Annotated in this window: 16 protein-coding genes; all 16 read left to right on the top strand. The window is 43.5% G+C overall.

Features of this window, described 5'->3' with window-relative positions; genetic code table 11:
• Positions 1-248 precede the first annotated feature (248 nt).
• The 16 genes from dnaK (at position 249) to FFR00_RS20240 (ending at position 23,400) form a co-directional block, all read left to right on the top strand.
• Positions 249-2,165, top strand: a complete 1,917-nt coding sequence (gene dnaK, locus FFR00_RS20315) for a molecular chaperone DnaK (RefSeq protein WP_137675251.1) — start codon at positions 249-251, stop codon at positions 2,163-2,165.
• 115 nt (positions 2,166-2,280) lie between these two features.
• Positions 2,281-3,420 (top strand): molecular chaperone DnaJ, encoded by a 1,140-nt coding sequence (gene dnaJ / locus FFR00_RS20310; protein WP_137675250.1) that lies wholly within the window; start codon positions 2,281-2,283, stop codon positions 3,418-3,420.
• Between the two features lie 131 nt (positions 3,421-3,551).
• Positions 3,552-4,100 carry a bifunctional adenosylcobinamide kinase/adenosylcobinamide-phosphate guanylyltransferase gene (gene cobU, locus FFR00_RS20305; RefSeq protein ID WP_137675249.1) on the top strand — a complete coding sequence of 183 codons (549 nt, stop codon included), beginning with the start codon at positions 3,552-3,554 and terminating at the stop codon, positions 4,098-4,100.
• Between the two features lie 35 nt (positions 4,101-4,135).
• Positions 4,136-4,996: a M48 family metallopeptidase gene (locus tag FFR00_RS20300; RefSeq protein ID WP_201798784.1), complete on the top strand. Its 861-nt coding sequence runs from the start codon at positions 4,136-4,138 to the stop codon at positions 4,994-4,996.
• A 70-nt stretch (positions 4,997-5,066) separates the two neighbouring features.
• Complete coding sequence (locus FFR00_RS20295; protein WP_161985217.1) at positions 5,067-5,456, top strand: N-acetyltransferase; 390 nt, start codon at positions 5,067-5,069, stop codon at positions 5,454-5,456.
• Positions 5,457-5,509: 53 nt separating this feature from the next.
• On the top strand, positions 5,510-6,130 hold the full coding sequence (locus FFR00_RS20290) for an FKBP-type peptidyl-prolyl cis-trans isomerase (protein ID WP_137675246.1): 621 nt from the start codon (positions 5,510-5,512) through the stop codon (positions 6,128-6,130).
• Between the two features lie 1,126 nt (positions 6,131-7,256).
• Entirely contained in the window at positions 7,257-8,642 is a 1,386-nt protein-coding gene (locus tag FFR00_RS20285) for a CmpA/NrtA family ABC transporter substrate-binding protein (protein WP_137675245.1), read from the top strand.
• A gap of 68 nt (positions 8,643-8,710) precedes the next feature.
• The gene (locus FFR00_RS20280) at positions 8,711-9,733 is read left to right on the top strand and encodes an ABC transporter permease (protein WP_137675244.1); all 1,023 of its coding nucleotides are present in this window, start codon (positions 8,711-8,713) and stop codon (positions 9,731-9,733) included.
• A 15-nt stretch (positions 9,734-9,748) separates the two neighbouring features.
• Positions 9,749-10,588, top strand: coding sequence for an ABC transporter ATP-binding protein (locus FFR00_RS20275; protein WP_137675243.1), 840 nt, complete (start codon positions 9,749-9,751; stop codon positions 10,586-10,588).
• 224 nt (positions 10,589-10,812) lie between these two features.
• Positions 10,813-11,625, top strand: coding sequence for a 4-hydroxy-tetrahydrodipicolinate reductase (gene dapB, locus FFR00_RS20270; RefSeq protein ID WP_137675242.1), 813 nt, complete (start codon positions 10,813-10,815; stop codon positions 11,623-11,625).
• Between the two features lie 351 nt (positions 11,626-11,976).
• Entirely contained in the window at positions 11,977-16,758 is a 4,782-nt protein-coding gene (gene pulA, locus FFR00_RS20265; RefSeq protein WP_137675241.1) for a pullulanase-type alpha-1,6-glucosidase, read from the top strand.
• A 306-nt stretch (positions 16,759-17,064) separates the two neighbouring features.
• A complete protein-coding gene (gene carA / locus FFR00_RS20260; RefSeq protein ID WP_137675240.1) occupies positions 17,065-18,207 on the top strand; it encodes a glutamine-hydrolyzing carbamoyl-phosphate synthase small subunit in 1,143 nt (380 codons plus the stop codon).
• 19 nt (positions 18,208-18,226) lie between these two features.
• The gene (gene carB, locus FFR00_RS20255) at positions 18,227-21,445 is read left to right on the top strand and encodes a carbamoyl-phosphate synthase large subunit (protein WP_137675239.1); all 3,219 of its coding nucleotides are present in this window, start codon (positions 18,227-18,229) and stop codon (positions 21,443-21,445) included.
• A gap of 147 nt (positions 21,446-21,592) precedes the next feature.
• The gene (greA, locus tag FFR00_RS20250) at positions 21,593-22,069 is read left to right on the top strand and encodes a transcription elongation factor GreA (RefSeq protein ID WP_137675238.1); all 477 of its coding nucleotides are present in this window, start codon (positions 21,593-21,595) and stop codon (positions 22,067-22,069) included.
• Positions 22,070-22,127: 58 nt separating this feature from the next.
• Positions 22,128-22,736, top strand: a complete 609-nt coding sequence (locus FFR00_RS20245; protein WP_137675237.1) for an HAD family phosphatase — start codon at positions 22,128-22,130, stop codon at positions 22,734-22,736.
• A gap of 169 nt (positions 22,737-22,905) precedes the next feature.
• Entirely contained in the window at positions 22,906-23,400 is a 495-nt protein-coding gene (locus FFR00_RS20240; protein ID WP_137675236.1) for a hypothetical protein, read from the top strand.
• Positions 23,401-23,535 lie beyond the last annotated feature (135 nt).

Here is a 23,535-nt window from a genome sequence, read left to right as displayed (position 1 = left end):
TTAAAGTTGGGCGCATAGTATCACAGGTTATAAAAATAGCCATTTATAGCACTGTCAGCTTGGTTGTTGGTGAATTTGTGTGCTGAATCTGTGATCTTCTGCTCAGTCAGTAATCAAATGTAATTTTATTTTCCTTGTTCATCTTTAGTCATTTTTTTTTAGCTTTTCCCTTGAAAAGTTTTTTGCTGCCCCCACTTACTTTCTCAACAACGAAATATTAGTTACAACAGAATTTGGAGAACACCATCATGGGTAGAATTATTGGTATCGATTTAGGAACCACTAACTCTTGTGTTGCAGTACTAGACGGCGATACCCCTAAAGTAATTGAGAACGCAGAAGGCGATCGTACAACACCGTCGATCATTGCGTTCACAGACGACGGCGAAACATTAGTAGGCCAGCCTGCTAAGCGCCAAGCAGTGACTAACCCTAAAAACACCGTTTTTGCTATTAAGCGTTTAATCGGTCGTCGTTTTACTGATGACGAAGTTCAACGTGATATCGAAATCATGCCATTCAACATTGTTAATGCTGACAATGGTGACGCATGGGTTGAAGCAAAAGGTGAGAAGAAAGCACCGCCACAAATCTCTGCAGAAGTTTTGAAAAAAATGAAGAAAACTGCAGAAGACTATTTAGGTGAAGCGGTAACTGAAGCAGTAATTACTGTTCCTGCTTATTTCAACGATTCACAGCGTCAAGCAACTAAAGATGCTGGTCGTATTGCGGGCTTAGACGTTAAACGTATTATTAACGAGCCAACTGCTGCAGCATTTGCTTACGGCGTTAACTCAGTTAAAGGCGACAACGTTGTTGCTGTATACGACTTAGGTGGTGGTACATTTGATATCTCTATCATTGAGATTGACGAAGTAGATGGCGAGAAAACCTTCGAAGTATTAGCAACCAACGGTGATACTCACCTAGGTGGTGAAGACTTTGATAACCGCTTAATCAACTACTTAGTAGAAGAGTTTAAGAAAGACCAAGGTTTTGATCTTAAGCAAGATCCATTAGCGATGCAGCGCTTAAAAGAAGCGGCTGAGAAAGCAAAATGTGAACTTTCTTCTGCACAGCAAACAGATGTAAACCTACCTTACATTACTGCTGATGCTTCTGGTCCTAAGCACCTTAACATCAAAGTAACTCGCGCTAAGCTTGAGTCTTTGGTTGAAGAACTAGTACAACGTTCTTTAGAGCCGTTACGCATTGCTCTACAAGATGCTGATCTTTCAGTTGGTGACATCAACGATGTAATTCTTGTTGGTGGTCAGACTCGTATGCCTCTAGTACAGAGCGCAGTAACAGAGTTCTTCGGTAAAGAGCCACGTAAAGACGTTAACCCTGATGAAGCAGTAGCCATGGGCGCAGCTATTCAAGGTGCGGTACTTTCTGGTGACAAAACTGACGTACTACTACTAGACGTTACTCCACTGTCTCTAGGTATTGAAACCATGGGCGGCGTGATGACTCGCGTTGTTGATAAGAATACTACCATCCCAACTAAGGGTTCACAGGTATTCTCTACCGCTGACGACAACCAAAGTGCTGTAACAGTTCATGTTATTCAAGGTGAGCGTAAGCGTGCTGCAGACAACAAATCTTTAGGTCAATTTAACCTAGAAGGTATTCGTCCTGCACAACGTGGCGTGCCACAAATTGAAGTAACCTTCGATTTGGATGCCGACGGTATCTTACACGTATCTGCGAAAGACAAAGATACAGCTAAAGAGCAGAAAATTACCATTCAAGCGTCTTCTGGTTTGTCTGACGACGAAATCAACAAGATGGTGAACGAAGCTGAAGCTAACGCTGAAGAAGACAAGAAGTTTGAAGAATTAGTTCAAGCTAAAAACCAAGCTGATGCACTTGTACACGGTACCCGTAAGCAAGTTGAAGAAGCTGGTGAAGCACTTCCTGCCGAAGACAAAGAGAAAATCGACGCTGCAGTCACTGAGTTAGAAGCAGCGAGCAAAGGTGAAGATAAAGCAGAGATTGAAGCGAAAACTCAAGCTCTTATCGAAGCTTCTCAAAAGCTAATGGAAGTGGCTCAACAACAAGCCCAAGCTAACGCAGGCGAAGCTGATGCTGAGCAAGCTGCTCCAGCTCAAGATGACGTTGTTGATGCTGAGTTTGAAGAAGTGAAAGACGACAAAAAATAATTTGTCTTAAGCACTTTTAGTAAATTAATAACGGGCGTTGTGAGAACAACGCCCGTACGTCTATCAAAGCCAATACTTTCAACGAGTTTCGTTGTAAGAAAGTAGAACACCCATTATGTCAAAACGCGATTATTATGAAGTTCTTGGTCTAGGCAAAGATGCCGGCGAGCGAGAAATTAAAAAAGCCTACAAACGTTTGGCGATGAAATTTCACCCCGATAGAACCAAGGGTGATAAAGCTTCTGAAGAAAAATTTAAAGAAGTAAAAGAAGCCTACGAGGTTCTGAATAACCCTCAGAAGAAAGAAGCTTACGATCATTACGGCCACGCAGGGGTTGATCCTAACCGCGGAGCGGGTGGTTTTGGTGGCGGACAGGGCGACTTTGGTGATGCGTTTGGCGACATCTTTGGTGATATTTTCGGCGGTGGACGTGGAGGCGGCGGTCGACGCCAACCTCAACGTGGTTCTGATCTTCGCTACAACCTAGAGTTGAGCTTAGAGCAAGCCGTAAAAGGCGTTAAAAAAGAAATTCGCGTTCCTACTTTAGTGCACTGTGAGCAGTGTAATGGTAGTGGCGCTAAAAAGGGCTCAACGCCAAAAACTTGTGGAACTTGTCATGGCCAAGGCCAAGTACAAATGCGCCAAGGATTCTTTGCGGTTCAGCAAGCCTGTCCTACCTGTAAAGGTAAAGGTTCAATCATTTCAGACCCTTGCCATAAATGTCATGGCGAAGGTCGTTACGAGCGCGCTAAAACCTTATCGGTTAGCATTCCAGCTGGCGTAGATACTGGTGACCGGGTTCGCTTATCGGGCGAAGGCGAAGCTGGCGAGAGCGGGGCTCCTGCCGGTGATTTATATGTACAAGTACATGTAAAAGAACACCCAATCTTCAAACGTGAAGAAAACAACCTTTACTGTGAAGTGCCAATTAGTTTTACCTTAGCAGCATTAGGTGGCGAGATTGAAGTGCCTACCTTAGATGGCCGAGTGAGCTTAAAAGTACCAAACGAAACCCAAACTGGCCGCATGTTTAGAATGCGCGGCAAAGGCGTTAAGTCAGTACGTGGCGGTCCAATTGGTGACTTAATCTGTAAAGTGATTGTTGAAACACCGATTAAGCTCAACGAAACTCAGAAGCAATTGCTTAAAGATTTCGAAGAAAGCTGTGGTGGTTCTGCTGGTAGCAAACATAAACCTAAAGCCGAAGGATTCTTCGACGGGGTTAAAAAGTTTTTTGATGACTTAACCAGTTAATCGATTAACTAAAGAAAAAGCGGCATTAGCCGCTTTTTTTATGCCTATTGGTTGGCGTATTGCATAGAGCTTAGCCATATCAAAACCCAGTTTAGCTATGTTATTATTCGGTAAAACAATAGGGTAGCTAAATGATAAGCCTAGTATTGGGTGGTATTAGAAGCGGCAAAAGTTCGTGGGCCGAAAAGCAGTTTAGTTCGCTCAATAATAGCAAGCCGGTGTACATCGCTACAGCGATGGCCAGTGATACCGAAATGGCTCAGCGCATTCAGCACCATCAATCCTTAAGAAAAGCGGCTTTTGATACTCATGAGCTTGATTTTTCATCCGAGAACTTAAGTGATGTACTGAGCCAGTACGCCATGCAGAATAAACCTGTGCTGTTGGAATGCATGTCGACTTGGCTGGGTTGGTGGTTATGCACAGATAAAAGTCCGAATGATCAATTACAGGACATAAAGCTGCAAACCTCGATGTTGCTGGCTTGTCTTGAGCAGTTTTCTAGTGACTTAGTGATTGTGAGTAACGAAGTCGGCCTAGGTTTAGTTTCTGATAACCCCATGGCGAGAATGTTTGCTGATGAATTAGGGCGTTTAAATCAAGCTTTAGCTGCAAAAGCCCACCAGGTTGTATTAATTAGCGCTGGATTGCCACTAATATTAAAGGATACGCAGGCTTAAAGGTTTGCCTAGAATGGAAGTCATACATGAATAAAATGCTAAAAACAGCAGTAGTCACCGTTTCGCTAGCAGCTTTACTGAGTTGCTCTGCTTCTCCAACGGGGCGTAAGCGAGTATTACTTTATGATGATTCGAAGATGAGTGCGTTAGGCGCTCAGTCTTTTGATGAAATTAAAAAGCAAGAAAAGATCTATAACGACAAAGCAACCAACGACTACGTGGCGTGTGTATCTAATGCAGTAACCGCAGAAATTCCTGGTCACTACGGTGATGAAGACTGGGAAGTGGTGGTATTTGATTCAGAACAAGTGAACGCATTTGCTTTGCCAGGAGCTCATATTGGTGTGTATACCGGGTTGATCCAAGTGGCAGAAACACCGGATCAGCTTGCCACGGTAATTGGTCACGAAATTGCCCACGTATTGGCTGAACACAGCAATGAGCGATTATCACAAAACCAAATTGCCGGTATTGGCACCGCCGTGGCTGCTGTAGCCATTGGGGTGAGCGATGACGTTAAACACAAAGGCGCAGCCATGGCAGCTTTGGGCCTAGGTGTTCAATATGGCGTATTATTGCCTTATGGCCGAACTCAAGAAAGTGAAGCCGACGTAATGGGTTTAGACTTAATGGCTAGTGCAGGATTTGATCCGCAAGCCAGTGTGACCTTATGGCAGAACATGGCGAAAGCCGGTGGTGGTTCGGTTCCCGAGTTTTTGTCTACCCACCCTTCAAATAAAACCCGTATCGCCGACTTAGAAGCACGAATGTCGCGTGCCACGCAATTAGAAAAGCAAGCTATCGCCCAGGGGAAAGTGCCCCAATGTAAACGCCCGGCAAGTTTTGATATAGACAGCGAAAAGTCAGATGCCGATAAAACTAGCAACGCAGAGTGATATTGAAAACATCTGCCTGGTTCAGCGGAAAAGCTGGCAGCATGTTTACTCACCGTACTTAGTAAAAAAAATGTTCAAGGTGTTGCCCTCCAGTTTGCACCAAAAGCTTTGGCAGCAACGAGTAAGCAATGACAATAACCAAGTGTGGGTGCTAAAAAATCCCCAACTAGAAGGGCTGTTAATGCTAGAGAAACAAGCTGACGAGATAGAGCTAGCCGCGCTATATCTTTTGCCTAAAACCATTGGTAAGGGTTGGGGGCGCGCAATGCTTAAACACGCTTGTCAGCAGGCGAATGTGAAGCAGTTACATTGTTGGGTGATGCAAGATAACGAGCATGCTGAGGGCTTTTACCGCCATTTAGGTTTTACCTTTGACGGAGAGCTTCGTAAAGTGGCGTTTTCTGGTAGTGACTTTATGCAAAAAAAGGCGCATTTAGCCACTGATTCGCGGTTTTTCTAGCCACTTTATGTTAACCTTTTGGCTCTTTTTATTGATTAGATTTAAGAGTTGAAATGAGCGATAAATATCAAGGCGCAGCAGCGCAAGCAAGTTACGGTTACGGCCTTCAAATTGGCGAGCAAATTGAGCGCGCAGCATTCGACGGATTAGAGCTAAATGCCATGTTAGATGGTATTCGTGATGTGATGAGTGGTGCTCAACCACAACTTGACGAAGCAGTAATTGGTGCGGCTTTCCAAGAAATCACTAAAGATATCGAAGCTAAAAAAGCTGAGCAGCATAAAGAAGCAATGGCTGAAGGCGAAACTTTTCTAGCTGAAAACGGTTCACGTCCTGAAATCAACAAAACTGAAACGGGTCTTCAGTACGAAGTACTTGTTGAAGGCGAAGGCGAAACTCCAAGCGCTAGCAGCAAAGTACAAGTTCACTATGAAGGTACTTTAATTTCTGGTGAAGTATTTGATAGCTCAGTTCAGCGCGGCCAACCTGCAGAGTTCCCTGTGAACGGCGTAATTAAAGGCTGGACCGAAGCACTACAACGCATGAAAGTGGGTGACAAGTGGAAACTTTACATCCCTCAAGAGCTAGCATATGGCTCTCAAGGTGCTGGCGCGGCAATTCCTCCGTTTGCAGCATTGGTATTTGAAGTTGAGTTATTAGCTATTCTTGGCTAATAGCTAAAAACCTTCTTAAAGAACCGGCTATTGGCCGGTTTTTTTGTATAGAATGATCCACCTGAATTACTCTACATTTTTCAATACACTCTCAATGATTGATTGAGCGCTGCCATCTTTAAGCATTTGTTTAAATGCCTCATCGAGTTTTACTGCTAGTTCGGCATGATCTTTATGTACATAATGATAGAGCTTTAATTGGTCAACAGGTGGTTCAACTAAGCTAACACTGTTGAGCTTAAGCGCCTTTATACGCTTTAGGCCTAACTAACGCTCTTCTACTACTAGGTCTGCTCTATCTATACTCATAAATTTGAAGGCTGAATCTAAGTCTTAAAGTTGGTTAGTCTTGGGGAAATTTAAGGTGGCTATTTCAGCTGCCTTTAAGCTGCTGCGATAAGCAATGCTATAGGGTTTTAAGCTCTCATACCCTTCCACTATTAGTTCACTTAAACGAGTAAAAACCACATTCTCTGAGCTTAAGTAGCTGGTAGGAATTTGAATTAAATTGGCGTATTTAGTCTATAAATTGTCGATACGAAACATCTCCGCATCGATTGGTTGCCTCCAAGGCGTTTGCGCTAGGTAATAACTCAAATACAACGCGTTCTCCCGCGCGGTAATATGCTTCAATTAATAGAGCTTGCCTCATTTTTGCGAGCGGCCGGCTAATCACTTGGGTTGTACGATACGTTTTAGCGGATAGGGTGGGTGATAATATCAAGCAAAACAACAAATAGAATACAAGCTTCTTCATGTTTCTTAACTTGTTTTAATACAATTCGTAGATTATAGAGACGAAAAACAAAATAGCCGAACACTTAAATAGCGGGTATTTCCTTATGAACCGTTATGACTTGGGGTCTTGTCCCTCACTCGAAAACACTGATAAGTAACGGTATAGCTTTATGTACTATCGCTATTCTTGTGCGCCAAAGTTGTGCGGCGGTGGTCTAAGTTAGTGAATTCATTGGAAAAATGTAAATACTACTTAAGGGGTATAAATAATTTTAAGTTGATGATTTATAGCGTTAAAAAAATGTGATCTAGATCTTGGCACGTGATTGGCTACCTACTAAGTATTAACACCTTATGATTACTTCAAACTAGGTACTTAGGAGCAGGGATGCAAAATTTAATCACCGTTAACTTACAACAAATTATTAAAACAACCATTGTTACAGCTGTGCTCTCGGCCAGTGTTATTGGCTTTACTCATGCCGAAGTGGGAGAGCCTGAAAAAGAAGATTTAAAATTTGGTTTTATTAAGTTAACCGACATGGCGCCGTTGGCGGTAGCTTATGAGAAAGGCTACTTCGAAGATGAAGGCCTTTATGTTCAGCTAGAAGCACAAGCGAACTGGAAGGTTTTGTTAGATAGGGTGATTACCGGTGAGCTAGATGGTGCTCATATGCTAGCGGGTCAGCCACTAGGTGCAACCATTGGTTTTGGTACTAAAGCCGACATTATTACAGCCTTCAGCATGGATTTAAACGGTAACGCGATTACCGTATCAAACGATATCTGGGCGCAAATGAAACCACATGTGCCTCATGAAGGCGGCAAGCCCGTTCACCCGATTAAAGCCGATGCGCTAAAGCCGGTTGTTGATAGTTACATTGAGCAAGGTAAACCGTTCAATATGGGAATGGTATTTCCAGTGTCTACCCACAACTACGAATTACGTTATTGGTTAGCGGCTGGCGGTATTCATCCCGGTTACTATGCGCCACATAAAGGTGATACCTCAGGCAAAATTGACGCAGATGCCCTATTGTCGGTGACACCGCCACCGCAAATGCCATCTACTATGGAAGCCGGAACTATTTACGGTTACTGCGTGGGCGAACCTTGGAACCAACAAGCAGTATTTAAAGGCATTGGTGTACCGGTTGTTACCGATTACGAGATTTGGAAAAATAATCCAGAAAAAGTATTTGGGGTGAGCCAAGGCTGGGCTGATGAATACCCAAATACTCACATTCGGGTCGTTAAAGCGATGATTCGCGCCGCTAAGTGGTTAGACGAAGAGAACAATAAGAACCGCCCAGAAGCTGTGAAAATTTTGTCTAAAAGCCAATATGTGGGTGCCGATTACGATGTTATTGCTAACAGCATGACCGGTACTTTTGAGTACGAAAAAGGCGACAAACGTGAAGTGCCAGACTTTAATGTATTCTTCCGCTACAACGCGACTTACCCTTACTACAGCGATGCTATTTGGTATTTAACGCAAATGCGTCGTTGGGGACAAATTTCAGATAACAAACCAGATTCTTGGTACATGGATATTGCCAAAAAGGTTTACCGTCCAGACATTTACGCGACAGCGGCAAAAGAGCTGATTGCTGATGGTGTTATTGATGCCTCAGAGTTTCCTAACTTCAAAACCGAGACTGGTTTTAAACCACCGCAAACACACTTCATTGACAATATTGTATATGACGGCTCAAAACCAAATGCCTACTTAGATAAGTTCGACATTGGTTTGAAAAAAGACGACAAGATCTAAGCCATATCATTATTGAGAGCGGCCGGGCTTAGTGCCCGGCATCGAGATTCGCAAAAGGAGTTGTAGTGATGAAAGATAAATTAATTCACTCTCTAGAAACAGTAGGTTTGAGCCCTGTAGTACCCATGGTGCGTTTGGCTAGCGGTGAAAACCCAAAACAGCAATTAAGTGAAATTTTTGAGCGTATTGGATTGCCTATTCTGGCGATTGCTTTGTTCTTACTACTTTGGAGTGTATCGGCAGCTAAGGTGCAAACCAGTTTAGGGACCTTACCTGGCCCTTCACAGGTGTGGCAGCAGTATCAGGGTTTGGTGGTTGAACACCAAGAAGAGCGGTTAAAAGAAGAGGCTTTTTATCAACGCCAAGAAGTGCGTAACGAAAAAAAATTAGCTAAGAACCCCGACGCTAAAATAAAGGTTCGTCCTTATACCGGAAAAGAAACCTTTTTTGACCAAATTCTTACCAGCTTATTTACCGTGTTTACCGGCTTTATTTTAGCGAGTCTTATCGCCATTCCTATTGGTGTAGCATGCGGTTTAAACAAAAAGCTTTACGGGGCAATTAGCCCGATTATTCAAATATTAAAACCAGTATCACCGCTCGCTTGGTTGCCTATTGTGACCATGGTGGTGAGCGCGGTATATGTGAGTAACGACCCGATGTTTTCTAAGTCATTTGTTACCTCAGCTATCACCGTGACGCTATGTTCGTTATGGCCTACTTTAATCAATACGGCCACAGGTGTTGCCTCTATTGATAAAGATTGGTTAAACGTGGGCCGCGTGATTCAGCTGCACTGGAGCAAACAAGTCTTCAAAATTGCGATTCCAGCCTCGTTGCCGATGATCTTCACTGGATTACGTATCTCGTTGGGTATTGGTTGGATGGTATTGATTGCCGCTGAAATGCTGGCACAAAACCCCGGTTTGGGTAAGTTTGTTTGGGACGAATTCCAAAATGGTAGCTCCAACTCTTTAGGCCGCATTATGGTGGCTGTAGTAGTGATTGGATTAATTGGCTATGTGCTTGATTGGTTGATGGTAAGCCTACAAAAAATAATCTCTCATTCAAGCCCAGAAAGTGCACGTTAGGATAAGGAAATAATTATGTCTCAGTATTTACAAATCGATCATGTAAGCATTGATTTCCCCACCAAAAACGGGCCTTTTAGAGCACTAGATGGTGTAGACCTAAAAATAGCAAAGGGTGAGTTTGTATCGCTGATTGGCCACTCTGGTTGCGGTAAGTCGACGGTACTTAACATTGTGGCAGGGTTGTATAACGCCACTGAAGGCGGCGTTGTTTTGGAAGGGAAAGAAGTTTACCAACCTGGCCCCGACCGCGCGGTAGTGTTTCAAAACCACTCTTTATTACCTTGGTTAACCGCTTATCAAAATGTTGAGTTGGCGGTAAGAGAAGTCTTTAAAGGGCAAAAGTCTAAAGCTGAAATGAAAGAGTGGATTGAGCACAATTTAGAGCTTGTGCATATGACTCATGCGAAAGACAAAAGACCAGATGAGATCTCTGGCGGTATGAAGCAGCGGGTTGGTATTGCACGGGCTTTAGCAATGCAACCTAAAGTGCTGTTAATGGATGAACCCTTTGGTGCCTTAGACGCCTTAACTCGGGCTCACCTGCAAGATTCTTTAATGGAGATCCAGCAAGAGCTTAACAACACCGTTATTATGATTACTCACGATGTAGATGAAGCCGTTTTGCTATCAGACAAAATTGTTATGATGACCAATGGACCCGCTGCCACCATTGGTGAAGTATTAGATGTAAAACTAGCGCGTCCGCGCGATAGGGTGGCCTTAGCCGATGATGCTGAATATAACCATTACCGTTCACAAGTGCTTAAATTCTTGTATGAGCGCCAGCGTAATCCCGCTCAGGCGAGTGAAAAAGTTAAACCTAAACTGGTTAAATCAGGTGAGGCAGCTTAAGCATTGCTCGCATTTTAGATAACAAAAAGGCCACGTTAACAGTGGCCATTTTTGTTAATGGGGAGTCAAAGCTGGCAAGACTGCCAATAGCGTAATTCACTAGAAGATTATGTGTTTCTAGCCACTCTTCGCCTAACTCTTGGCTAAGCCTCGTTTTATATAGCTTGCTTTGTTATAGTCGAGCACAATCTCGGTATGAGTAGCGGTTTAAAAGGAGAATAGTTATGTCGCCAGTAAGAGTAGCGATTGTTGGATGTAATGGACGAATGGGCAAAAATTTACTCGAAGCAGTAAATGAAAGTTCAGCCACCACTTTAGGCGCTGCCACAGAGCGCCCAGGCTCTAGTTTAATTGGTGTTGATGCTGGTGAGTTGGCAGGTTTAGGTAAACTCGAAATCGCTATCGTAGACAGTATTGAACAAGCTAAAGACAACATTGACGTTATCATCGATTTTACCGCACCCGTCGTTACACTCGCACACCTTGCTTGGGCCCGAGAAAATGGTAAGAAAATGGTTATAGGCACGACCGGTTTTAGTGACGAACAAAAACAAGAATTAGCTGATGCCGCTGAAGATATCGCGATTATGTTTGCGCCTAACATGAGTGTTGGAGTGAATTTAGTATTTAAGCTGCTAGAAGTTGCTGCCAAAGTGATGGGTGATTACACCGATATTGAGATTATTGAAGGTCATCATCGCCATAAAGTTGATGCTCCTTCAGGGACCGCTATAGGCATGGGCGAAGCGATTGCAGATACACTTGGCCGAGATTTAAAGAAAGTTGCAGTATATGGCCGAGAAGGTATTACCGGTGAGCGCGACAGAGAGACAATTGGGTTTGCGACTATTCGCGCTGGTGATTTAGTGGGCGAGCATACTGCCATGTTTGCTGATATTGGCGAACGTGTAGAAATAACCCATAAAGCCTCTAGCAGAATGACTTTTGCTAATGGTGCCGTAAGAGCGGCCGTTTGGTTACAAGATAAACCTAAGGGTTTGTTTAACATGCGTGATGTATTGGATTTAAACGACTAATTGATACTCGTTCTTCCGCTGATTAAATAACGCCGCTATGCGGCGTTTTTTTTATTTTTAACTCAATTCCACATAGTATTTTATTCGGCTAAACATCTTGAAAGCGTTATCAAGGGTTTTTATGAAATCGTTTTCAAGAATTATGTTCTTTGAGCAGTCTCACAAAGCCTATAAAAAACACTGCTATGTAACATTGTGTTACCCAAAGTTACGTTGTCGTCACAGTCCTTTTTTGCCCGAAATCCTACCTTATGTGCATCTCGTCCAATGGAAGGCGAGAGCAAAAAAATTTACACATAAAAACATTAATTTGCTGAATATCGGTTCAGTAATAGGAAAGGAAAGGCTGACATGGATATAAAAATTAGTAAGCTAGCAAAGCTTACCATGCCCATTTTCGTAGCTGCCGCACTTGCTGCGTGTGGAAGTGACGATGATAGTGTTACTCCACCAGTTACACCTCCTGGAGTTGAAATACCAAACTACCCACAAGAAGTGACTGCCCCAACAGCGAATCAAGTTTTGGTTAGCGTAGTTGACCCTGATGGTGCAACAAGTCGAATGGGTGAAGCTTTTACAGGATGGACCCTAGTTCCAAACGCTTCAGATTCTTGTGACGCTTTGTCTGGAGATGCTCTTTCACCATCAGGTGCTGATGAGTTTGGTCCATATTGGTACTTAGATAGTATTGCCTCTGGTGCTTGTTTGAGTTTTTCAGTGGCTGATGAAAATGGAGCTGAAGTTCTCCCTGTTGTTGAATATACTGCAGATGACGCAGCTAACGGAGAAGAGGTTGCCTTTAAGAAAGGCGAAACTAAAGCATTAGAATCTCGAACTGAAGCTTACACAGGGTTAAAAATTGCTCGTGTTAAAAGCTATGATCCTGTTGGCGAAACCGAAATCGCGGCAACCAATAAAGCGATTGTTAATTTCCTAGATATAGAAGCTGTTAATGGTGAGGTTCCAGCAGACAAATACAATGGTTGGACTTTACACTTATGGAATAACGATACGTGTGACTCCTTGGACGCTGCTGCGATACCTGGCTACGATGATTGGAATAACACAACCAATGTTATAGCGGGTAAAGACGCTGCGGGCCCTTATTGGGAGCTACCATTAACTTCAGAAGACGGTTGTGTTAACTATATCGTTCGAGATGCGGATAACAACAATTTAACTGGCTCTGATATGCAGTTACATTTTGCTGATTTTCCGGATAGAACAGTTACCGTTGTTAGTGGTAACTCCACATCTTACGATACTCGAGATGAGGCTCTAGGTACTTTATCTAGTGGTATTACCGGTCGAGCTGCTCATTGGGTTGACGAATCGACTGTGCTTTGGGAGGCAACCGGCACTGGAGCAAGACTTTATGTTACTAACGGTAAAGCGCTTGAAACTAACGAAAAAGGCCAACTTGTAGGAACTTTCGTAGAACTTACAGCAGGTGACATTAGTGATGAACTGAAAACTAAGTTCCCACACCTGAGTTCATACAAAGCGTACACTGTACCTGATGATGTAAACCCTCATGGTTGGGTGAAAGAAGAAATCGTAGCTGTTCTTACTGATGCAGACGGAATTATTCAAAGTGCGACAGTTGTTCAAAATGCAGGCCTGCTGGATGACTTGTTTTATGACGATGCAAAAGACGTAACTTTGGGAGCTATTGCTGCTAATGGCAGTACTATGTTCAAGTTGTGGGCTCCAACAGCCAAACATGTAAACTTATATCTATATGACGAAGACCTAAGTGCGTTAGGTGAAGAGTCGATGGTTGAACTTGAAATGGATTTGTTCACGGGTATTTGGTCAGCGAACGTTGAGCAAGACCTTGTTGGAAAATTCTATCGTTACGAAGTGAATGTTTACCATCCGTTAACTCGGAAATGGGAAACAACAATGGTAACTGACCCATATTCGCTAAGCTTATCTACAAATAGTACTCACTCTCAAGTCGTGGATCTTGATGCTGATGAGCTAAAACCAGACAATTGGGATGAAGTAGCCGCCCCGTCAATTAATTCCCCCACAGAGTACGTATTATACGAAACTCACATTCGTGACTTTAGCTCTGCAGATGAAGACGGAACTGCCGCATATAAAGGTAAGTATCTAGCTTTCACTGATACAGAAAGAGCCAGCTACAAGCACTTGATGGAATTACGGGATGCAGGTTTAAATAACGTTCATCTTCTACCTGCGTTTGATATTGCCACTGTAAATGAAGCCGACGCTGTCGATATCGACGACACTATAGGTGATTTATGTGCTTCGAACGCTAACGCTTCTGTATGTGGAACAGAGAATGACACAGCAGTTATTAAAGATGTGCTAGCGTCTTACGATCCTGCTACTGGTGACGCGCAAGCATTAATGAATGATTTACGCGGTTTAGACAGCTTTAACTGGGGTTACGACCCCTACCATTATACGGTTCCAGAAGGGAGTTACGCTACTGACGCAAATGGCACCGCTCGTATATTAGAGTTCCGCCAAATGGTTAAACATTTACACGAGCAAGATATGCGAGTGATCATGGATGTTGTGTATAACCATACTAATGCTTCAGGTCTTAATGAAAAATCTGTTCTAGATAAAATTGTCCCTGGGTATTACCACCGCTTAAATGCGTCAACAGGTATTGTTGAAACGTCTACGTGTTGTGATAACACTGCAACTGAAAATGCCATGATGGGCAAACTAATGACCGACTCGTTGGTTACTTGGGCTGAAGCTTATCAGATCGATGGTTTCCGCTTCGATCTAATGGGACACCAACCTAAGGATCTTATGGTAGCGGCATGGGATGCTGTTAAAGCGGTTGACCCTGATAACTACTTTTATGGAGAAGGTTGGGACTTCGGTGAAGTTGCCAGTGATGCTCGATTTGTACAAGCTACTCAGCCTAATTTAGGTGGTACTGGAATTGGTTCATTCTCAGACCGTTTGCGTGATGCTGTGCGAGGTGGTGGTCCATTCGATGAAAAAGAAGCTATTCGTGCTAACCAAGGTTTTGGTAATGCTGCCGTTTGGAATGAGTTGGTAGAAAGTGAAGATACCGCTACCGAGAAACTGCTTAACGATGCTGATTTAATTCGCGTAGGTATGGCTGGTAACCTTAAAAACTTTGTACTAGTTGATAACAAGGATACCGTAACAATTGGTAAGCGAGTTGACTATAACGGTCAAGAAGCTGGTTACACTGAAATGGCTCAAGAGAATATCTCGTATGTGTCAAAACACGATAACCAAACGCTTTGGGACAACAATAACTACAAGTTTGCGACAGAATTAAGCTCTAGTGAGCGAGCTAGAATGCAATCTGTTGGCTTAGCAACTGTTATGTATGGCCAAGGTATTCCTTTCATTCATATGGGGTCTGAGTTACTTCGTTCTAAATCTATGCAACGAGATAGTTATGATTCTGGTGATTGGTATAACCGTGTAGATTTTACTGGTCAAGATAATAACTGGAATGTTGGCTTACCTCGTGAAGACAAAGACGGTGCTAACTGGCCGTTGATTGGTCAGATTATTGAAGACCCCTCTGCTAAGCCGAGTGTTGCAGATATTGCATTGGCTAAAGCACAGTTCATGGAAATGTTAACTATTCGAACTGGCAGTCCTTTGTTCCAGCTTAACGCTGAAGCAGATATTAAGGCTCGTGTGGATTTCCATAATACGGGCTCTCAACAAACTCCTGGTTTGATTGTAATGTCTATCGATGATGGCGCTAGTGCCGGCGTTGATCTAGACCCTAATTATGACGCTATGGTTGTTGTAGTTAATGCCAGCTCAGAAATGCAAGAATTTGTCATTGAAGGAGCTTCTGGATTTACTCTGCATCCAACATTAGCTGATTCTGCTGATAGTGTAGTTCTAGGCTCTATGTTTGCTAACGCAACGTTCACCGTACCTGCTATGACTACGGCAGTGTTCGTGCAAGAACAGGGTGACTCACAAGGTGCTGGTCTAAAGGTTAGCGAAAAGGATACTTCTGGAATTCCTCCCTATGGTGACAACGAATTGTTGTTACGTGGTGATATGAATGAATGGGGTACTTCAGACGTTACCGAATTTAAAGGTAGTGGCGTTTACTCAATCACTAAGATTTTAGAAGCTGGCTCTTATAACTTTAAGTTTGCGACGGCAGATTGGTCTAGTGTGTTAGTTGGATGCGGAAACGCTACTATTGATTCAGGGTCACTTCCGTTAGTTGGAGATGATAACTGTACATTAGAGATTACAGAAACAGGTTCATATAGTTTCTCGGTTAATGCTGAAGATGATGCTAACCCAATCATCAAAGTAGAGGCGGTGGCTGATGAAAAACCGTTTGGTGATACTGTGGTAGCCTTAGTTGGTACAGTTACTGACTGGGCTCCAGGTAATGCTGATTATGCAATGGAGTATGCAGGCTTAGGTAAATATACTTTTACTACTAATCTAACAGATGTCGATATTAGCGATAACAATGGACAGTTTGCCGTTAAGGTTGCTGATCCTAGTTGGGGTAGCGAAGGAGTTAACTATGGTGCAGAAACTGAAGGTGACCCGCTCACTGTTGGTAACTCATTTGCGTTAACTGGCGGTGATGGTGCTCAGAATATTGGATTTGCTACGCAAAATGCAGGCGAATACACCTTTGTGTTTAATGCTGCTAATAAAGAAGCTGCAACTTTAACTGTTACTTACAAAGAACCCATTCCGGTATGTGAAGAGTTAGCGCCAAGTGGTGAAACGGGTCCTATGGGAAGTACATCGTTATATGTTCGTGGTGACTTAAGCGATTGGACAGCTCAAGATGCGTATAAGTTATCTTATAAAGGTAATAATACTTACCAAGCATTTTTTGCGCACGCAGGCGGAACAGCAGAGTTTAAGATTGCTGATGATTCATCAGATTGGACAACTCAGTTCTATGTGCCAACTGCTGAAGATAATGACGCTCCTAAGTCAGGCTTAGTTGTTGATGAGTTTTACACCGCATGGTCAAAAGCGGGCGGTGCTTTTTCAAATAACTCAATGACATTCCCGGCTGGTAATATTAGTGTTCGCTTTATTGTAGAGAACGCAGCTGCATCTGACGCTGCAGCAGGAAAAATTCTTATTCAAAAATGTGAATAAAAATATTTTAATGTAATATTGACAAAGCGGGCTTAGGCCCGCTTTTTATTTATCTCAAGATTCTTTGGGTATTAAGAGCGGAATAGCTTATTAAGCTAGAATGTTGGCTTAAACTTCTGCTTTTAACACTTTAAGGATGTTTTTTATATAAAGCGCCTATTTTTATAAGTTTGTATAAAAAATGATAGACCTTTCTGAGTATCTCTTCTATAATCCGCGGAATTTGCCAAATTTTTATCGTATTGGACTAAATTTTAACCTTAGTTCAACTTTGTCGTGTCGACAGTTCTTTGTTAGGAGGTTGCCTTGAGCAAATCAGCGCTGCTGGTATTAGAAGACGGTACCGTGTTCCGTGGAACCGCAATCGGAGCCAATGGTTCCGCCGTTGGAGAAGTCGTTTTTAATACTTCGATGACTGGATACCAAGAAATTTTAACTGACCCCTCATATGCTCGCCAAATAGTCACCCTCACTTACCCACATATTGGTAACTATGGTACGACCCCCGAAGATGAAGAATCGAATGCTATCCACGCTTGTGGTTTAGTGATTCGAGATTTGCCTTTGGTTGCGAGTAACTTCCGTAGTCAACAAAGCTTAAGTGAATACCTAGAGTCGCGTAACGTAGTTGGTATTGCTGACATCGATACCCGCAAGCTAACCCGCATACTTCGAGAGAAGGGCGCGCAAGCTGGTTGTGTAGTAGCGGGTGATGATTTAGATGAGGCTCTAGCCTTGGCTTCTGCTAAAGGATTCCCTGGCCTTAAAGGCATGGATTTAGCTAAAGAAGTTACCACTAAAGAAACCTATACATGGAAGCAAGGTAGCTGGGACTTGGTTGACGGCTTACCGGCCGACAGTGAAGACAGTAAGTTTCACGTGGTTGCTTACGATTTCGGTGTTAAACGCAATATTTTGCGTATGTTAGTGGACCGAGGTTGTAAACTCACGGTGGTTCCTGCACAAACACCCGCTGAAGAAGTACTAGCACTTAAGCCAGATGGTATCTTCTTATCAAATGGACCTGGTGATCCAGAACCATGTGATTATGCCATTGCTGCAGTGAAAACTTTCTTAGAAACTGATATTCCAGTATTCGGTATTTGTTTAGGCCATCAAATTCTTGCTTTAGCCAGTGGCGCTAAAACAGTGAAAATGAAATTTGGTCATCATGGTGGTAATCACCCGGTTAAGGATATTGAACACAACCGGGTAATGATTACTGCGCAAAACCATGGTTTTGCTGTTGATGAAAAGACCTTGCCTGAAAACCTTACAATGACTCACTTCTCATTGTTCGACCAGAGCTTACAGGGTATTCATCGCACCGATAAGCCTGCGTTTAGCTTCCAGGGTCACCCTGAAGCGAGCCCTGGTCCGCACGATGCAGCACCATTGTTTGACCATTTCATTGAATTAATCGAGCAGCGCCTTAACGGCCAAGCGTAGGTAGAGAGCAGCAGAACTTATGCCAAAACGTAATGATATAAAAAGCATTTTAATATTGGGCGCAGGCCCAATTGTCATCGGCCAGGCTTGTGAGTTTGATTACTCCGGCGCTCAGGCTTGTAAGGCGCTACGCGAAGAGGGTTACCGAGTTATTTTGGTTAACTCTAACCCCGCTACCATCATGACAGATCCTGAAATGGCCGATGCGACATACATCGAACCTATTCATTGGGAAGTGGTTGAGCGCATTATTGAAAAAGAACGCCCAGACGCCGTATTACCCACTATGGGCGGTCAAACAGCATTAAACTGTGCACTTGAGCTAGAAAGCAAAGGCGTACTAGAAAAATACAATGTTGAAATGATTGGCGCTACCGCTGACGCGATTGATAAAGCCGAAGACCGTAGCCGTTTCGACAAAGCCATGAAAAGTATCGGTTTGGCTTGTCCAAATGCTGGTATTGCACACACAATGGAAGAAGCTTACAGCGTATTAGACGAAGTTGGCTTCCCCTGTATTATTCGTCCTTCTTTCACTATGGGTGGCACCGGTGGCGGTATTGCTTATAACAAAGAAGAATTCGATGAAATTTGTACTCGCGGTTTAGACCTTTCGCCAACCAGTGAATTGCTGATTGATGAAAGCTTAATTGGCTGGAAAGAATACGAGATGGAAGTGGTTCGTGATAAAAACGACAACTGCATCATTGTATGTGCCATTGAAAACTTCGACCCAATGGGCGTGCACACCGGTGACTCAATCACAGTAGCTCCAGCTCAAACTTTGTCAGATAAAGAATACCAGTTAATGCGTAACGCCTCTTTGGCTGTTTTGCGTGAGATTGGTGTAGAAACTGGCGGTTCAAACGTACAGTTTGGTATTTGTCCAAATACTGGCCGTATGGTGATCATTGAGATGAACCCGCGTGTATCGCGTTCATCTGCACTTGCTTCTAAAGCTACCGGTTTCCCAATCGCTAAAATTGCTGCGAAGCTGGCTGTTGGTTTCACCCTTGATGAACTGCAAAACGATATTACGGGCGGCCAAACACCTGCATCGTTTGAGCCTTCAATCGACTATGTTGTAACAAAAATCCCTCGCTTTAACTTCGAAAAATTTGCTGGTGCTAACGACCGCTTAACCACGCAAATGAAGTCTGTAGGCGAAGTGATGGCGATTGGTCGTAACCAACAAGAGTCACTGCAAAAAGCCTTACGTGGCTTAGAAGTTGGCGTTGATGGATTTGATCCTATCGTTGACTTAAATGCCCCTGACGCCATGGAAACCATCCGTCACGAACTACAAAACGTTGGTTGTGATCGTATTTGGTATATTGCTGACGCATTCCGTGCCGGCATGAGCGTAGAAGACATTTTTGGCTTAACGAATATCGATCGTTGGTTCTTGGTACAAATCGAAGACATCATCTTGCTTGAACAGCAAGTTGCTAAAGATGGCGTTGCTAGTTTAGACGCGGTAATGATGCGTAAACTTAAGCGTAAAGGTTTTGCTGACGCGCGTTTAGCTAAGCTAACGGGCGTGTCTGAAAAAGAGCTGCGTAAACTGCGCCATCGTTTAGAGGTGTTACCTGTTTACAAGCGCGTAGATACCTGTGCTGCAGAATTTGCTACCGATACCGCTTACATGTACTCAACTTACGATGAAGAGTGTGAAGCGAAGCCATCGAATAACAAAAAAATCATGGTACTAGGCGGCGGTCCTAACCGTATTGGCCAAGGTATTGAGTTTGATTATTGTTGTGTTCATGCGGCACTCGCTATGCGTGAAGACGGTTACGAAACCATTATGGTTAACTGTAACCCTGAGACAGTCTCTACCGATTACGATACCTCTGACCGCTTGTACTTTGAACCAGTGACGCTGGAAGACGTATTAGAAATTGTACGTGTTGAGCAGCCTACCGGTGTAATTGTTCAATACGGTGGTCAAACGCCACTTAAGTTAGCGCGCGAACTAGAAGCGGCTGGTGTGCCAATTATTGGTACCTCACCAGATGCGATTGACCGCGCCGAAGACCGTGAGCGTTTCCAGCTAGCTGTAGACCGCTTGAAGCTTAAACAGCCAGAAAATGACACGGTTACTACTACCGAAGAAGCGGTTATCTCTGCTGAGCGCATCGGTTATCCATTGGTTGTTCGTCCATCTTATGTATTGGGCGGCCGGGCAATGGAAATCGTCTACGACGAAATTGACCTACGCCGTTACTTTAAAGAAGCGGTAAGCGTATCTAATGATTCACCAGTACTGCTTGATAGTTTCTTAAATGATGCTGTTGAAATCGACATTGATGCCATCTGTGATGGCAAAGATGTAGTGATTGGCGGCATTATGGAGCATATCGAGCAAGCAGGTGTTCACTCGGGTGATTCTGCATGTTCATTACCGGCATATACCTTGAGCCCACAAATTCAAGACCGCATGCGTGAACAAGTTCGCGCGCTGGCTCTTGAGCTTGGTGTAATTGGCTTAATGAATACTCAGTTCGCGGTTAAAGACGATGAGATTTATCTCATTGAGGTTAACCCTCGTGCTGCACGTACTGTACCGTTTGTATCTAAAGCCACTGGCGTACCCATCGCAAAAGTAGCCGCGCGGGTAATGGCCGGTGTTTCTTTGGCTGAGCAAGGAATTACTAAAGAAGTCATTCCACCATTCTACTCTGTGAAAGAAGTGGTGCTGCCATTTAACAAGTTCCACGGTGTAGACCCTATCTTAGGCCCAGAAATGCGCTCTACGGGCGAAGCGATGGGTGTAGGTGATACTTTTGCAGAAGCTTACGCAAAAGCTGAATTAGGTATTGGTAACGATGGCCCTAAGAGTGGTCGTGTACTGTTATCAGTGCGTAACTCAGACAAGAAACGTGTAGCAGAGCTTGCCGGTAAGTTATTAGAGCTTGGTTATGAGCTAGATGCTACACACGGCACAGCAGTTGCCCTTGGCGAAGCGGGAATTAACCCTCGCTTGGTAAACAAGGTGCATGAAGGGCGTCCACATATTCTCGACCGTTTGAAAAATGGCGAGTATAGCTACGTTATTAACACTACCGAAGGGCGCAAATCTATTGAAGATTCTCGTCAGTTACGTCGTGCAGCCTTAGCGCAAAAAGTGAACTACACCACTACCTTAAATGGTGCATTTGCAACTTGCCAAGCACACACAGCTGATGACCGCGGTACTGTGACGTCTGTTCAAGAATTGCATAAACGTATCATCTAATCGGTGACTATTGTTGCGCCTAAAGCGGTGAAGATCTTCACCGCAGCGTGAAATAGCGTTACACTGCAATTATTAGTACAAGGAAATTTGGCTGTCTTCGACAGCCAAATTTTTTTCTGTTTTTTCAGTTTGATTGAGTTAGTAGATATGAAACCAGTTCCTATGACGGTGCGCGGCGAAACGCTATTACGCGAAGAGCTAGAACACTTAAAGACAGTTGTTAGACCTAAAATTATTGAAGATATTGCGATAGCGCGTGAGCATGGAGATTTAAAAGAAAACGCTGAATATCATGCAGCTCGTGAGCAGCAAGGCTTTTGTGAAGGTCGAATTCAAGACATCGAAGGCAAGCTGAGTAACGTGCAGGTTATCGACGTAACCAAAATTAACAATGTGGGCAAAGTGATTTTTGGCGCCACTGTGAATTTGCTGAATTTGGACACCGATAAAGAAGTCACCTACGCCATCGTGGGCGATGACGAAGCCGATATTAAGCAAAACCGCATCTCGGTGAATTCTCCAATTGCTCGCGGACTTATAGGCAAAAGTGTTGAAGATGAAGTAACTGTATCTACACCGGGTGGCGAAGTAGAATACGAAATTACTGGCGTTGAATACATCTAGTATTTAAGTCATTCAAAAAACGCAGCTATAAGGCTGCGTTTTTTATGGGAGAAAGTTTGTGTTAACCATTGATTACGCTAAATACGACGCCTTAATTTTCGATATGGACGGTACCCTAGTAGACTCCATGCCTGCGCATTTATCCGCTTGGGAGCAAGCCTTGCTTAAGCAGCAGCTGCCAGTGCATATTGATTTTGTTGCCCAGCGTGGTGGAATGCCGACCTTAAAAATTGCTGAGCAGTATCAACAGCACTTTAAAGTGAGTATTGATGGAGAGCGTCTACTTCAAGATAAGCGTGCAGGGTTTGATGCTTTGTGGCAGAAAGTGTCCCGCATCGATGCGAGCTGTCAATTGCTAGCAGAGTTTCAACAGACTAAAAAGCTTGGCTTAGGCACGGGGGCAGAGCGAGTAAACATGCAGAGAATTATTAGCAACTTAGATTTGGCTCAATACTTTGAAGCGATGGTTTGTGCTGAAGATGTGCAAGCTCATAAGCCCGAGCCTGATACCTTTCTTCAAGTGGCTAAACAACTAGCTGCTGCTCCGCAACGTTGCTTGGTATTTGAAGATACGCCATTTGGCCTACAAGCTGCGCATAACGCGGGTATGGACTGTGTACTGGTTAAAGATATGAAGTTAGATGCTTTTATGGCGGTAAATTCTTAATTTACCGGTGAGCTAGGAGTTATTTACTGTTTAATAGATGCAGACCTAAGTTATTCATTTGACTTATTGTAGATATCTAGCTTATTAATTGTACGCGCGCTAGGCATTTGTTATAGTGCAGAAGTTCGCCAAGGATTGGTTGCTTTTTAACTGATTTAGAGGTGAATTAATGTCAATGCAAGTCAACTCAAGCTCGGTCTACCAATATCCGCAGCCTAGTACCTCGTTAACTAGTTCAGTTACTTCCTCTCAAAGTAGTCCCAATTATGGTGATATTGTCGATAAGATTTCTGACGAATATGACCAATTAAGCCCTGAAGAACAACGTAATGCTCGCTTGTATGTTGGCGGTGAAGTAGCCAGTTACCAGCAAAAACAGCAAGCAGAGATTGATGCTAAGCGTAATGTTGTAGTGGGTGTGTCGGCGGTGAATCACCAGCAGAATTTGCTCGATACTTATTACACTAGCGCTACCGGAAACGACTCTAAAAATAGTGGGAGCAATCCCGTTAGCTACAAAGCCTTAGAAAGCATAAACAGTAATTTTGAGCAGCAAAAGCAAGTTAATCAACAATTAGCGATTGCCGAGTTTTATGCCAAGTATGGTGGGGGAAACGAAGAGCCTCAGCCAGAACCTTATCAAAGTGTTGCGTTAGCCGTTTAGGATTAATGTGACCCGTCCTAAAATAGGTTGACGGTTTTTAGGCCAGCTCCAGTAGCTGGCCTTTTCTATTATGCACCTGATTGGGCGTTTCCATATTTAAACTCAGGTGCGGTCTCATCGTGTTGTATATCGCTA

This window comes from Agarivorans sp. Toyoura001 (assembly GCF_005405585.1).
Classification (GTDB): domain Bacteria; phylum Pseudomonadota; class Gammaproteobacteria; order Enterobacterales; family Celerinatantimonadaceae; genus Agarivorans.
This window is presented reverse-complemented; position numbering and strand designations above follow the sequence as displayed.